This window comes from Bacillus sp. LR_5 (genome assembly GCF_042709275.1).
In genome coordinates this window covers 1-13,550 of record NZ_JAVAXX010000181.1, presented here as the reverse complement: position 1 = coordinate 13,550, position 13,550 = coordinate 1, and the positions used below count along the sequence as shown (strand labels likewise).

Genomic DNA, 13,550 nt, shown 5'->3' with positions numbered 1-13,550 from the left:
ACATAAATGTTAACTTGTGCTCGCTGTGGCACTGCGGCACTTTGATCATACATCTCAAAATCACCTGTAAACGTGCGCAGATGCCGCTTATCCCAAGTCCAAATTTCCTTCCACGTTTCAAGCACAATCTCTTCAATAGGACCGATTCTGGAAGTGAAAACGGCGTAAGCGGAAGCCGGCAAATCAATGTTTTCATATGGTTTCGGAAGAATGTCGTCGTATTCCTGAAACGTTCCGACTGAAAACGTATAAAACCCATTCGTCTCTTGTTCATAATTCGAATATAAGGCAATAATGCTCTTGTCTTTTTCAGCCTGTGATAAAAGAGCGCTCATATCCTGCTTCCAGAATTGATCCCACAGTGCCGGAATCCTCCTTTCTTCCGTCATTTCCAGTGCGTTGTTTGTCCGTTGTGACAGTCCGGCAAATCGTTTCCGGTCTAAGTGTGTTATATGTGAAAAGCCCATACGATCTCCTCCTTTTTTTAAGATTATAGACAAAGAAACCTGACAGCAGTGTGTCAGGTTTCATATATTTTTTGCATGTGATGAATGGTTTCTTTTACTTTATCCCGTATATGAAGAGGCTGCAGAACCTCAATATCCTTTCCGAACTGGAGCAAAAAACCGATCAGCCATTGATCTTCTGGAAGTGAAATCACTGCCCGGCAGATTTCATCTTCCTCACAGTGAAGGACATCATATCCGAACCATTCACCTATACGCTGACGTGCTGCCGGCTGAACAAGAATAACCAATTCAGTTAAACGGCCCTTCTGGTACCAATTCTTATCCCATGGCAAAGTGTCCAGCTGAATGTCTTTTCTGATAAAGGTCTGATGTAAGATGGCCAGATCTTTCATCCGGTTTAGTTTAAAAAAGCGAAAATCATTTCTCACCAAGCAATAAGCGTATAAATACCAGTGCCCCGCCTTGCAAACCAATGTATAAGGTTCAGTTTCACGAAGAAGAGTTTCCCCGCTTGCGCTTGTATATGTAAAAGAAATCGTTGACAACCGATCGATGGCGGCGCTGATTTTCTCACGAAGCGCCTTTTGATCCTCGGTATGGCCCCATGCCGTCATGTCAATAAACCATTTTTCTGTTTGGTGCTTAAATGCTTGTGCAGATTGCTCAGGTATAAGGTGTTTGATTTTTTGATAGGCTGTGCTGTGAGAAATTGGTTCATACATAGATGAAACGCTTTGCAAAGCGGAAGCAATTGCAAACAATTCCTCCTCCTTCAGCCACTCTCTTTCAAGCCGATATGTTTCCATGATGCCAATTCCGCCCCCGGAACCCTGTGAGGTCACAATCGGAATACCAGCCCTATTGATCGTCTCAATATCACGGTAAATTGTTCTGACAGATACTTCAAACAGCTCAGCAAGCTCTGCAGCCTGCACTTGTTTTTTGCTGATCAATAACACAACCATCGCTAACAAACGTTCCAGTTTCATTCTGCGCACCTTTTCTTCTTGTATTTTCCAACAAAACAATCATAACATTTTGATAAAGCTTGGGCATATCTATTATGCGGCGGAATACACCTCGCATATGCTATGAAAACAGGGGTTTCCCCTTCTTTTTTGTGTTCAGTATTTATTTCAGCTACTATTTCTGACCGGATAAGCATACACTTCTCAACGGAGGGGATTTCACATCATGCATCTTACACTTCAGAGCGTTTATCCTGCCATGATCATCATCTTTTTTCTGTATAAAAAAATTAAAAGGTCCATCGGATACCAGCCGCTGAAGCCCCGCTGGCTGTTCACCCGTATCATTCTTTTCTCGCTGTTTGCTTTTGGACTTTCAATCTTCAGCGCCATTCACCCTTTTTTATATGGATATCTCATTTTGGGCATTCTTGGCGGATGGCTCCTTGTCTTTTTCGCTAAGAAAAACATCTCCTTTGAAAAACGCAGAGGAAAGATCTATTTTCGGACTCATATTTGGGTAGAGGTGATTCTCTTAACTTTATTTCTATCAAGATTTCTGTATCGAGTGACGGAGCTTTATCTTACCTCACCTGATCTAAACCGCCTTGGATCATACAGTCAGTCAATCGGAACGGACCCTCTGACAATAGGCGTCTTTTTTCTGATAGCCGTTTATTATATCGGTTTTTCTTCTTTTGTCATCAAGCTCAGCAGAAACGAACTCGAACAGCACGGACACAATAAAGAAAAAGACATCCTTGCCCGCTAGCAGCGAGTTAAGCAAGGATGTCTTTTTCAATCATGCTGCGTATGATGGATCATTTGCTGAAGAACATCTAAAACATGTTCATCCTCCGGAGAGTAATAAATCGATGTTCCTTCTCTGCGCGATTTGACAAGCCGAAGATTTTTCAAAAATCTAAGCTGGTGGGACACAGTGGATTGCAGTAAATTCAGCTTTTCTGCAATTCCGTTTACTGCATGCTCACCCTGGGACAATAAATGGAGAATTCTGATTCGGGTAGGATCAGAAAGCGCTTTGAATGTTTGCGCGACTAGAAACAGCGTCTCCTCGTCCAGATCAGCAGCCGATTGTTCCGTTTCTCTAAATTCAGTCATATGTATCACCTTTCTTTATTCATAGTTTTATCTTATAACAAATGCGCTTGAGTGCAAACCAGCCTGCTTGTATTCCATTTCAATCTCATAGTTTAAATTTATGTTTCAAATCAGGTTTTTACTTGGTCTGATATACCGTCTTATGTCATAATAAAAAAGGTCATACTGCTCCAAACATTGAGGGTGAAACACAGTGAAGAAAAAGAGAAAAGGCTGTTTCGCTGCTGCGGGTTTTATGATGATTTTTGTCTTTGTCATCGCCTCTTTTTTATTGGTCCTGCTTTTTTTCAACCGGGATTTAATCAAAAAACTTCCGATCGATACGAAAACGATTGTTTTGGAACGTTTAACCGATTACAAACCCCTGGTGGAAGAAGAGCTTGAAAGCCAAGGACTCTCTAATTATACATCACTCATATTAGGCATGATGTATCAGGAGTCAAAAGGAAAAGGCAATGATCCCATGCAGTCCTCTGAATCTCTGGGGTTAAAACGCAATGAGATAACAGACCCTCAACTCAGTGTTAAACAAGGCATCAAGCAATTTACCCTCATGTACAAGACCGGTAAGGAAAAAGGCGTGGATTTGGATACCATTATTCAAAGCTACAACATGGGGGCAGGTTACATTGATTTTGTAGCTGAACATGGAGGAACGCATACTGAGGAATTGGCAAAACAATACTCCGAGCAGCAAGTCAAAAAAAATCCTGATCTGTATACTTGCGGGGGAAATGCGAAAAATTTCCGCTATCCGTATTGCTACGGTGATTATACGTATGCAGAAAAAGTAAAAGAAAAAACAAAAACTGTTGAAGAATCTTTGCAGGTTGCAACACTTGAAACCATGGAATCCAAGGCTCATGAATAAGAGTCTATCAATTTACTGACAAAAGCCCAAAAATGAATTTGGGCTTTTGCCATGTTTACACGTAAAAAAAGCCATACTGAGTATGGCTTTTAATAATACGGTGAAATCATCAAATATACAATAACGCCTGTAAGGCTTACATACAGCCATAGAGGCATTGTCCATCTCGCAATTTTTTTATGGCGCTCCACCTGCATGCTGAAGCCTCTGATCAGCGTAAACAGCGCAAGCGGCACAATAATTGCAGAAAGGCAGATATGTGTAATTAAAATAAAGAAATAAATCGGGCGCATAATACCTTCTCCGCCATAGAGCGTGTTTTCCGCAATCGAGTGGTACGTCACATAGCAAATCAAAAATAGTAATGTTGTTGTGAACGCAGCCAAAATAAAGCGTTTGTGAGCTTTGATATTTTTCTGTTTAATCATAATCAGCGCGGCCAATAAGAAGATAAACGTAAAGCTATTGAATATCGCATTCAGCATTGGCAAAATGTGAATATTCGCATGGCTGAACTGATCTAATTTAGGCATAAAAAACAGCACTGCGATTAAACCGTTAATCAGAACTGTCAGCGTAAGGACAATCCCCGTGTAATTTTTCGGTTTATTTTCTGTTTGGTTCATTTGGTGACCTCTCCTAATTTGTACTGGCTATCCAAATCGTATGCAAATTCAAAGAAGATGTCAACGGTTTCGATTGCTTCGTCAGAAATTAGACACACTTCAAAGGCCGGAGGCTATTAGCCCCGGCCTGTTAGGTTTACGCCTCTTTTATCAAATGTTCAATGACCTTATGCTCATTTTCATTCAGCAGGTTCTTTTGAATTTTCGAATGAATGGGTTTATTCATATGCTGATCCAAGATATCGGCCGTTTCTTTATCCCCGGCAATAACCATTCGTTCCCATCTTTTCACGGCAGCTTTTTGATCAAGGCTGGCAGCCAGCCGCTTATACAGTCTCGATTGGTTCTCTGTTACATGTTCCCTCATCCGGTTCTCTTCAAATGGTGGCGCTTTGTCTACAGCGGAATGGCTATTCTTCCAAGACTCATTGATCATATCATACTCATAACGCTCCACCGCCTCAATTTTTCCTAAAACGGTTTCAATAATTTTCACTTCATGCTGCTGAGTTAAAATAAACGCCGTACTTGGGTATGCCTGGCGCAAACCCTTCAGCTGATCCAGGACAGCTGTTTCTTCCCAGTAAAATCTTGTATCTACAGGGACTTGAAGCTTAATAGGTTCCCATATGCCGCTGTCGGAAACAAAAAACACGAGACTGCGGGGCATGTCTTTTCCCATTGCATTCAAGTATTGATTCATTTTAGCCCTGATTCCATCCAGACACTTTTCCTCCTCTGGATCACTAGCTGCCAAATACTCTTTTAATCGGCTGAATCCTGACTTTAGGGCAATCTTCCATTCTCCCCCCTGCTGCTCTGGATCTCTCATGTCTGTATTGAGATACAGAGAGAGAATTTTATCCGGCGATTCCAATTGGACATACTGTAATTTGTTAATCAATGAATCAATCGCCATTCCGATTCCTCCTTTTTCACAGGTTAGTTTTCTTTTTCCTCTCTTAAAAACGATCAAACCTGACTTTCCGCTAATTTCTAGTAATAATGGAATTGTTGTTTACAATACGCCTCTCTTCTAATACAATTGGTAACTGTGTTTCTAAGCTGTTTTTTGAAAGGAGTTTGATCTTGTTTACTATTAAAGAAAAAAATCGTCAAGAGCTTGAAGAAGAACTAAATGATTTAGAATTTCAAATTTATCGCATGCAGGAGAATATGAAGGATTTATCTAAAGATGCCAAAGTGCTTGGTATTGATCAATCGAAACATGATGAGTGGATGATTGTTTCCTCGATTGATGATGGCCAAACATGCAAAATTATGCTAACTGATTGTAAAACGGCATACCGAGGAAAAGGCTGTTTTTCACTTGTAGCGTCTTACAAGGACGATGCCATTCATATAGGGGATATAAAAGGCCCTCCGAATCACGGGTTTGGCTCCATTTGCATGAAATATTTAAAAGATATTGCAAGAGACCATAATATACCGAAAGTCACCGGAGACATCGCCAAACGGGATTGGAATCATGTAGACCGGCTGATTCACTTTTATGAAAAACATCAATTCAAAGTATGTATCGATCATGATACCCAATCCGGCAGCATTAAGTGGGTTGATTTGTAAAAAAGTCTGGAAGAAAGAGCCAAGATATGCTGTAATGGTATAAAACCATTGATGGAGGGTTCTATGTACGCCTCAAAACTGAAAAAGGGAGACGAAATCCGGATCGTGTCTCCCGCGACCAGCATGTCTATATTATCAAATGAAGCAAAAATCCAAGCAAAAACGGCGTTAGAACGCTTAGGTTATCGGGTAACCATCGCTGAACACGCAAATGAATGTAATGAATTTGATTCATCCTCTATCGAGTCAAGAGTCCATGATCTGCACGCTGCCTTTTTTGATCCAGGCGTCAAAGCGATTTTAACGACACTCGGAGGGTTTAATTCAAATCAGCTGCTGCGTTATCTTGATTACGAGAAAATCAAACGGCATCCAAAAATTCTGTGCGGCTATTCCGATATAACCGCTCTTTGCAACGCAATTTATCGAAAAACGGGTCTTGTTACGTATTCAGGCCCCCACTTCTCAACATTTGCAATGAAAAAAGGGCTTGATTATACACAAGAGTATTTTCTTTCTTGCTGCGCTTCGGACGACCCGTTTGAAATTCTTCCTTCAAGTGAGTGGAGCGATGACCGCTGGTTTTTGGATCAAGAAAACAGGCGTTTTTATCCTAATAACGGCCCTGTTGTAATCCAAGAAGGTTATGCGGAAGGTACTTTAATTGGCGGAAACTTATGCACGCTTAATTTGCTGCAGGGAACGGAGTATTTTCCCGAAACAGAACATACTATTTTATTGATTGAAGATGATTATATGTCAGACATCCATATGTTTGACCGCGATCTGCAATCACTCATCCACCTCCCCGCTTTTTCACATGTAAAGGCGATTTTGATCGGCAGATTTCAGAAAGCATCAAACGTATCAATGGATCTTGTAAAAGCCATGATCGAAACAAAAAAAGAATTATCCGGCATCCCGATCATCGCAAATATAAATGCCGGACATACCTCGCCAATTGCCACGTTCCCTATAGGAGGAACATGCAGGATTGAAGCTATTTCGGGTACATCACGAATATGGATTGATAAACATTAATCAGCTTGTAAATTTTTTTACAAGCTTTTTTAGCGCAATCGGTTATGCATGCCGCACGAGACATGACAAATGTCATATAGGAGGCATGATGTGTGCTACTACAAAAGACTTCTCTCATTAGCGTATACTGAACCGAGACACACAATGAGAGGATACTTACTATGACTGAACAAACCATTGCACATAAGCAAAAACAGCTGACAAAGCAAGTCGCTGCATTTGCTCAGCCTGAAACAAAAAACAGCCTGATTCAGCTTTTAAACACGTTTATTCCATTCTTCGGCCTGTGGTTTCTTGCTTATCTCAGCCTCGATGTCTCCTATCTTCTTACGTTAGCATTAACGGTGATTGCCGCAGGTTTTCTGACAAGAATTTTTATCATCTTCCATGACTGCTGCCATCAATCTTTTTTCAAACAAAAACGCTATAACCACATTCTCGGTTTTCTGACAGGTGTCCTGACTTTATTCCCGTATCTTCAATGGCAGCACAGCCATTCGATTCATCATGCGACTAGCAGCAATCTGGATAAACGCGGAACAGGAGACATCTGGATGTTAACAGTAAACGAATATAAAGCTGCATCCAGACGAACAAAGCTTGCATACAGACTTTATAGAAACCCGTTTATCATGTTTATTCTCGGACCGATTTATGTTTTTCTGATCACGAACCGTTTTAACAAAAAAGGCGCAAGACGCAAGGAACGTGTAAACACATACCTTACGAATCTGGCAATTGTCGCGTTGGCTGCTGCTTGCTGTCTGATCTTTGGCTGGCAATCGTTTTTACTGGTGCAAGGCCCGATATTTCTGATTTCAGGTTCAATCGGTGTTTGGCTGTTTTATGTGCAGCATACCTTTGAAGATTCTTATTTTGAAGCGGATGAAAACTGGAGCTACGTTCAGGCTGCTGTTGAAGGCAGTTCATTTTATAAACTCCCGAAACTGCTTCAATGGCTAACAGGCAATATTGGTTACCACCACGTTCATCATTTGAGTCCAAAGGTGCCTAACTATAAGCTTGAAGTTGCTCATGAACATCACGAACCATTAAAAAACGTACCGACAATCACCTTAAAAACAAGCCTGCAATCACTTGCGTTCCGTCTATGGGATGAAGATAACAAACAGTTTGTGTCATTTCGGGCTATAAAACATATACCTGTAAGCCTTCCGCCTGATTCACCAGAAAAACAGAAGCTGCGGAAGAATGCCTGATGATAAAGGAGGTCTTCTAATATACTAGAAGGCTTCCTTTTTATTGTTGGAGGGTGCATTCTGGCTTTCACAATGATAAAGTTACAAGTAAGATGAAAAGCTGAAAATGAGGTAAGATCATGATTAAAAAGCATTTAACATTTCAAAAACTAAACGGGATTACGCCCTATATATGGACGATATTTTTCATCCTCCCCTTCTACTTTATATGGAAATCATCATCTACATTTGTTATTATTGTCGGCATCATTTTGACGCTTTTATTTTTTTCGGTATATCGATTTGCTTTTGTCTCAAAAGGCTGGACCATTTATTTGTGGGGATTTTTATTAATTGGCATTTCAACCGCTTCCATTACCCTGTTCAGTTATATTTATTTTGCTTTTTTTATCGCGTATTTTATTGGAAACATTAAGGAACGCGTCCCTTTTCATATTTTATATTATGTCCATTTAATAAGCGCAGCCGTCGCAGCCAATTTCAGTCTCGTATTAAAGAAGGAATTCTTTCTGACACAAATTCCTTTTGTCGTCATTACCCTCATCAGCGCAATTTTATTGCCCTTTAGTATAAGAAGCCGCAAGGAGCGCGAACGGCTTGAAGAAAAGCTCGAGGATGCAAATGAACGGATTGCAGAACTGGTAAAATTAGAAGAACGTCAGCGAATTGCCCGCGATCTCCATGATACGCTTGGGCAAAAGCTTTCTCTTATCGGGTTAAAAAGCGACTTAGCAAGAAAATTGATATACAAAGATCCCGAACAAGCAGCTCGTGAACTGAAAAGTGTTCAGCAAACTGCGCGAACTTCTTTAAATGAAGTAAGAAAAATCGTTTCCTCTATGAAGGGCATCCGGCTCAAGGATGAATTGATCAACATCAAACAAATTCTCGAAGCAGCTGACATTATGTTTATCTATGAAGAAGAGAAATGGCCCGAAAATATCTCATTGCTGAATGAAAACATTTTGAGCATGTGCTTAAAGGAAGCTGTCACAAATGTCGTCAAACACAGCCAGGCTAAAACTTGCCGAGTTGACATTCAGCAGCTCTGGAAGGAAGTTGTGATAACAGTGTCTGACGATGGAACATTCAAAGGAGAAGAAAATTCCTTTTCAAAAGGACATGGCTTACTCGGGATGAGAGAACGGCTTGAGTTTGCAAACGGAAGCCTTCACATCGATACCGAAAACGGAACCAAGCTTACCATGGCAATTCCTAATAATTCAAAATAAACATAAAGGATGGCTTATATGATTAGTATATTTATTGCAGAAGATCAGCAAATGCTGCTGGGCGCTTTAGGATCACTTCTAAACCTCGAAGACGATATGGAAGTCGTAGGCAAAGGTACAACCGGCCAAGATGCTGTTGATTTTGTCAAAAAACGCCAGCCTGATGTATGTATTATGGACATTGAAATGCCCGGAAAAACAGGACTTGAAGCTGCTGAGGAGCTAAAAAATACAGGCTGCAAAATTATCATCTTAACCACCTTCGCCAGACCCGGTTACTTTCAGAGAGCTATTAAAGCTGGCGTTAAAGGCTATTTGTTAAAAGACAGTCCGAGTGAAGAGCTGGCCAACGCCATCCGTAGCGTCATGAACGGAAAACGCATCTATGCACCTGAGCTGATGGAGGACTTATACAGCGAAGCTAATCCTCTTACAGATAGAGAAAAAGAAGTGCTCGAACTTGTGGCTGACGGTAAAAACACAAAAGAAATCGCTCAGGAACTCAGCATCAAAAGCGGGACGGTGCGGAATTATATCTCAATGATTCTAGAAAAGCTTGAAGTGAAAAATCGAATTGAAGCCATTACCCGGTCAAAGGAAAAAGGCTGGTTTAAATAAAAAAGGATCTTGGCATCTGCCAGGATCCTTTTTGTTAACCTGAAATTCCCGTTTGAGAACCTCGCCGCAACCAGAAGAATTAAACTGATCCATATCCTCGCTCCTATGCCCGCTGAACGATTGCTTGGTTAACAGCCCAATAAAAGACTGGATTGAATGATATCCCTGTTAAAATGGTCGGCCATTGCACATCAGCAGAATTTCTGATATTGATTATATTGTATTTTCAGCATGACAAAGTTGTGCCACTTCGCTCCCGAAGCTGCCATGCCCTACTGCAAGAGCCTAATAACACAATAAAAAACCGTCTGAAATCAATCCGATTCCGTAAATGGCATCTGCTACATCCAACTGCTTATTATCTGCCAAAAAAGATACAATACCAGCTCGTTTCGCTGATCAAAGATAGTAACAACCAGCTATAAATGTCATGATGCCGAATGTCTCTGAAATGTGGAATCAATCATTTAACCCGAGAGCCCCTGAATCGCACATAAAGAGAAAAAAGGGACCACTTTCTTTTATCAGCATATAATATAAACAGCTCTAAGCAGAACAAAAAAAGACACAAGCCAAAAGCTCATGTCTTTTATCACAATCTATATTATTAGTTTAAGACTTTAACACTTACAGTTTTGACGCCCCAATTAGAAGCATCACTTTTACTTGGTACAAATACGTCGATTTTATTTCCTTTAATAGCGCCGCCAGTGTCTGCTGCTGTTGCTTCCCCGTAGCCTTCAACATAGACTTTAGAACCTAGCGGAATTACATTAGGATCAACCGCAATAACTTTCGCGTTCGGGTTCTTATTTAAGTCAATGCCTGTAGCTGTAACGCCGGAAATGCCGCCGTCGTTAGCAGTGTAAGCAGTAGCAGTAACTGTTAGTTCTTTTGAAGCTTCTTGATTATTTGTATTTGATTGAACAGCCTTCTCTTCTGTGTTAACAGAAGTTTCTGCCTCAGCTTTTGTTTCTTGTTTAGGTTGCTGTTGTACAGCTTCTTGTTTAGGTTGCTCTTTTTGCACAGCCTCTTGTTTTGGCGCAGCTTGAGGTGCGTTTGTTTGCGCATTCTCAGTAGCTGTGTTTGCTGCTGTTGCCTGACCTTTTACTGAAAGAGTTGATCCAGCATAGATCATGTCAGAGCTTAAGTTATTCCAAACTTTCAGGTTGTTGACTGTCGTGCCGAATTTTTGAGCAATCTTAGAAAGCGTATCTCCCGCTTTAATTGTATATTGCCCAGTCGTGGTTGTTTCTTCTGAAGAAATGGTCAGTTTTTCTCCTGCAATGATTTTATCAGAAGTTAACTTGTTCCATTCTTTTAAGTCCTTTAGGTTCACTCCATTTTTCTGAGAGATTCCCCAGAGCGTATCACCCTTTTGCACCGTAATTTCTTTTGCAGAAGCGTGAGCTCCGAATGCAGTTGTTGAAAGTGCAGCAACTGCCACAAAGGACATAATCGTCTTCTTCATAAGTAAATCCTCCCTTGTTAGCTTTTTATTGGCGGCTAACAGGTGATATCGTAACACACGTAAATGTCAAATCAATAACAAAAAGATATGATTTAGATTACAGTTCCTTTACATGAAGGATTTCTCTCTGATGGAAAGACTTGCTGAACCCTTGATATAATAGGCTTAGCAGGTCTTTTTATTTTGAGGCGAAACAGAGAAAATAAAATGTGTTTTTTATAGAAAAAAAGATTGTTTTTCTGTTTTTTTAGTCTGTCATCCTTGCATAAGCTTGTATTTCTTGTAAAAAAAGCCGGCCGTATTTTGCTCTTTTTTGTTCTCCGACTCCTTTTATAGACAAAAGTTCATCATCATTTACGGGCTGTTTTCCTGACATTTCTTTTAACGTTTGGTCAGAGAAAACAACAAATGGCGGAACACCCTGCTCAGCCGCAATTTCTTTCCGAACCATGCGCAATCGTTCAAATAGCTCGTCATTTTCAGTAATCGCTGCCGCTTTTAACGCTTCTTTTCTCGCTACTGATAATTCTCCTTTCAGCACATTCCTTCCTTTACTGCTGACAAAAAGAGTCGGAAACGTTCCGTCTGACATCCTGATGAAGTCGTCAGAAATAAGAAATTCGATAAAATCACTGATTTCGCCAACGGATTGGTGTTTTAATATCCCGTATGTTGAAAGGTCGGAAAAGCCGTTTTCAAGAACTTTTTTATTTTTGGAGCCGGCAAGCACCTGGGCAACCATCGTCTTGCCAAACCGTTCTTTCATGCGAATGATACAAGATAAGACCATTTGCGCCTCCCGCGTCACGTCATGGGCCGCTCTTGTATCGGTACAGTTTCCGCACTGTCCGCACGCATCAGGCTCCTTTTCTCCGAAATACATAAGGATAAAACGCTGCAGACAATCTTCGGTATGACAGTAGTCGACCATTTGTCTCAGCTTTTTTAAATCCTGCTTTTGTTTCTCTTCATGTTCTGATTGCTCAATTAAGAAGCGCTGTACCATAATATCCTGCGGTGAAAACAGGAGAACACATTCACTGGCAAGACCGTCCCGTCCAGCTCGTCCTGCCTCTTGATAATAGCTTTCCATATCTTTCGGAATTTGTGCATGCAGAACAAATCTAATATTTGATTTATCAATACCCATTCCAAAAGCAGAGGTTGCCACCATCACTTGAAGCTCATCATTAAGAAATCTTTCCTGCTGCTCTTTTCTCACATCATCAGCCAAACCTCCGTGATACCGACCTGCCCTGACTTGATTTCGTTTCAATCTCTCATATATCCGATCAGCTTCTTTTCTGGTCGCGGTATAGACAATTCCTGCTTCATGCCTGTTGTTTTGCACATATTCGTCTATAAACCGATCTTTATTTTCTCCTTTTACTACTTTAAAGGTTAAATTCTCTCGGGAAAATCCGGTATATACCGTGTTTTCTTTTTGAATATGCAGCTGTTTGCAAATATCATCATGAACCTCGGGTGTGGCTGTTGCTGTTAACGCCATGATAACAGGCTTGTCGTGTAATTCACGGAACAAGATTTCAATATTCCTGTAGCTTGGCCTGAAATCATGGCCCCATTGAGAAATACAGTGCGCCTCGTCTATTGCGACCAAAGGAACATCTATGCCCTGCAAAATCCGTATAAACTCTGTGGACGTTAGTCGCTCCGGTGTAATGTAAAAAAGCTTATAAGCTCCTTCTTTGAGTCCGTTCAGCCTCTCATATATTTCCTGATTAGATTGTGTGCTGTTAATGTAGGCGGCGTTAATCCCCGCTTCTTCTAACGCATCAACTTGATCCTTCATCAAGGAAATCAACGGTGAAATGACGATCGTCGTCCCTTCAAACATTAATGCCGGAATCTGATAGCAAATCGATTTGCCGCCTCCCGTCGGCATAATGCAGGCCGTATTTTGCCTCGCTTCCGTCACCAAGCGGATCGCTTCATCTTGGCCGCTCCGAAACTTCTCATAACCAAAAAAATGAGCCAGAAGGGATTGGGCTCTATGTAACATAACGTGTAAACCTCGCTTTTCCTTGAATTTCTCCCATCATATCATAAAAAAGCGGCCTTCATTTCTTTCACACAAAAATGGAATATTCACTATACCAAACCTTTTTAGATAAAATAAAAAGCCATTTCCGAAAAGGAAATGGCTTTCGCTACGTCTTGCCGTATGCAAGTAAGAAAGTTTTAAACCACCACTCCTCAAAGTGGGTGTTTGCAGAAACGTTCCTGTCGTCCTCTGCAATGGAGGCATGACATTCCGGCTTCGATATAAAACTCCCTATTACAGCTTAAAGGTTAAAACTTAA

14 protein-coding genes and 1 other RNA gene are annotated in these 13,550 nt (G+C 40.9%); 7 read left to right on the top strand and 8 right to left on the bottom strand.

Translation table 11 applies throughout. The features are described from left to right. Together RAC86_RS26070 and RAC86_RS26065 are read right to left on the bottom strand one after the other, a co-directional pair. The coding region (locus RAC86_RS26070) for a GyrI-like domain-containing protein (protein ID WP_377886178.1) at window positions 1–467 on the bottom strand (467 nt) is incomplete at its 3' end. 53 nt (window positions 468–520) lie between these two features. Continuing rightward, window positions 521–1,459 carry a helix-turn-helix transcriptional regulator gene (locus RAC86_RS26065; protein WP_031315580.1) on the bottom strand — a complete coding sequence of 313 codons (939 nt, stop codon included), beginning with the start codon at window positions 1,457–1,459 and terminating at the stop codon, window positions 521–523. A 205-nt stretch (window positions 1,460–1,664) separates the two neighbouring features. Between RAC86_RS26065 and csk22 the strand changes: the two genes are divergently transcribed. Continuing rightward, window positions 1,665–2,210: a mother cell-specific sporulation protein Csk22 gene (gene csk22 / locus RAC86_RS26060; protein WP_106073486.1), complete on the top strand. Its 546-nt coding sequence runs from the start codon at window positions 1,665–1,667 to the stop codon at window positions 2,208–2,210. 26 nt (window positions 2,211–2,236) lie between these two features. Here csk22 and czrA read toward each other — a convergent pair whose 3' ends face one another. After that, on the bottom strand, window positions 2,237–2,560 hold the full coding sequence (czrA, locus tag RAC86_RS26055) for a Zn(II)-responsive metalloregulatory transcriptional repressor CzrA (RefSeq protein WP_003231284.1): 324 nt from the start codon (window positions 2,558–2,560) through the stop codon (window positions 2,237–2,239). A gap of 193 nt (window positions 2,561–2,753) precedes the next feature. On the opposite strand from czrA, the gene RAC86_RS26050 reads away from it, so the two are divergent. After that, complete coding sequence (locus tag RAC86_RS26050) at window positions 2,754–3,431, top strand: lysozyme family protein (protein ID WP_003231283.1); 678 nt, start codon at window positions 2,754–2,756, stop codon at window positions 3,429–3,431. Between the two features lie 89 nt (window positions 3,432–3,520). Here the strand turns inward: RAC86_RS26050 and RAC86_RS26045 are convergent, their stop codons facing one another. Together RAC86_RS26045 and RAC86_RS26040 are read right to left on the bottom strand one after the other, a co-directional pair. Further along, window positions 3,521–4,057 carry a DUF420 domain-containing protein gene (locus RAC86_RS26045; protein WP_003231280.1) on the bottom strand — a complete coding sequence of 179 codons (537 nt, stop codon included), beginning with the start codon at window positions 4,055–4,057 and terminating at the stop codon, window positions 3,521–3,523. A gap of 136 nt (window positions 4,058–4,193) precedes the next feature. Continuing rightward, entirely contained in the window at window positions 4,194–4,976 is a 783-nt protein-coding gene (locus tag RAC86_RS26040; protein WP_377886177.1) for a VLRF1 family aeRF1-type release factor, read from the bottom strand. Window positions 4,977–5,146: 170 nt separating this feature from the next. Between RAC86_RS26040 and RAC86_RS26035 the strand changes: the two genes are divergently transcribed. The 5 genes from RAC86_RS26035 to desR all read left to right on the top strand — a co-directional run bounded on the left by RAC86_RS26035 (window position 5,147) and on the right by desR (window position 9,755). Next, window positions 5,147–5,644, top strand: coding sequence for an N-acetyltransferase (locus RAC86_RS26035; RefSeq protein WP_014477061.1), 498 nt, complete (start codon window positions 5,147–5,149; stop codon window positions 5,642–5,644). A 63-nt stretch (window positions 5,645–5,707) separates the two neighbouring features. After that, window positions 5,708–6,685: a S66 family peptidase gene (locus RAC86_RS26030; protein WP_038429120.1), complete on the top strand. Its 978-nt coding sequence runs from the start codon at window positions 5,708–5,710 to the stop codon at window positions 6,683–6,685. 161 nt (window positions 6,686–6,846) lie between these two features. Continuing rightward, window positions 6,847–7,905, top strand: a complete 1,059-nt coding sequence (gene desA, locus RAC86_RS26025) for a Delta(5) desaturase DesA (protein ID WP_004399588.1) — start codon at window positions 6,847–6,849, stop codon at window positions 7,903–7,905. A gap of 119 nt (window positions 7,906–8,024) precedes the next feature. Next, complete coding sequence (desK, locus tag RAC86_RS26020) at window positions 8,025–9,137, top strand: two-component sensor histidine kinase DesK (RefSeq protein WP_029318043.1); 1,113 nt, start codon at window positions 8,025–8,027, stop codon at window positions 9,135–9,137. Window positions 9,138–9,155: 18 nt separating this feature from the next. Beyond that, a complete protein-coding gene (gene desR, locus RAC86_RS26015) occupies window positions 9,156–9,755 on the top strand; it encodes a two-component system response regulator DesR (RefSeq protein ID WP_038429122.1) in 600 nt (199 codons plus the stop codon). Window positions 9,756–10,362: 607 nt separating this feature from the next. Here desR and RAC86_RS26010 read toward each other — a convergent pair. The 3 genes from RAC86_RS26010 to ssrS form a co-directional block, all read right to left on the bottom strand. Continuing rightward, entirely contained in the window at window positions 10,363–11,226 is an 864-nt protein-coding gene (locus RAC86_RS26010; protein ID WP_003231267.1) for a LysM peptidoglycan-binding and 3D domain-containing protein, read from the bottom strand. A 247-nt stretch (window positions 11,227–11,473) separates the two neighbouring features. Next, a complete protein-coding gene (recQ, locus tag RAC86_RS26005) occupies window positions 11,474–13,249 on the bottom strand; it encodes a DNA helicase RecQ (RefSeq protein ID WP_377886175.1) in 1,776 nt (591 codons plus the stop codon). 141 nt (window positions 13,250–13,390) lie between these two features. After that, window positions 13,391–13,550, bottom strand: a non-coding RNA gene (ssrS, locus tag RAC86_RS26000) — 6S RNA; the annotation flags it as partial.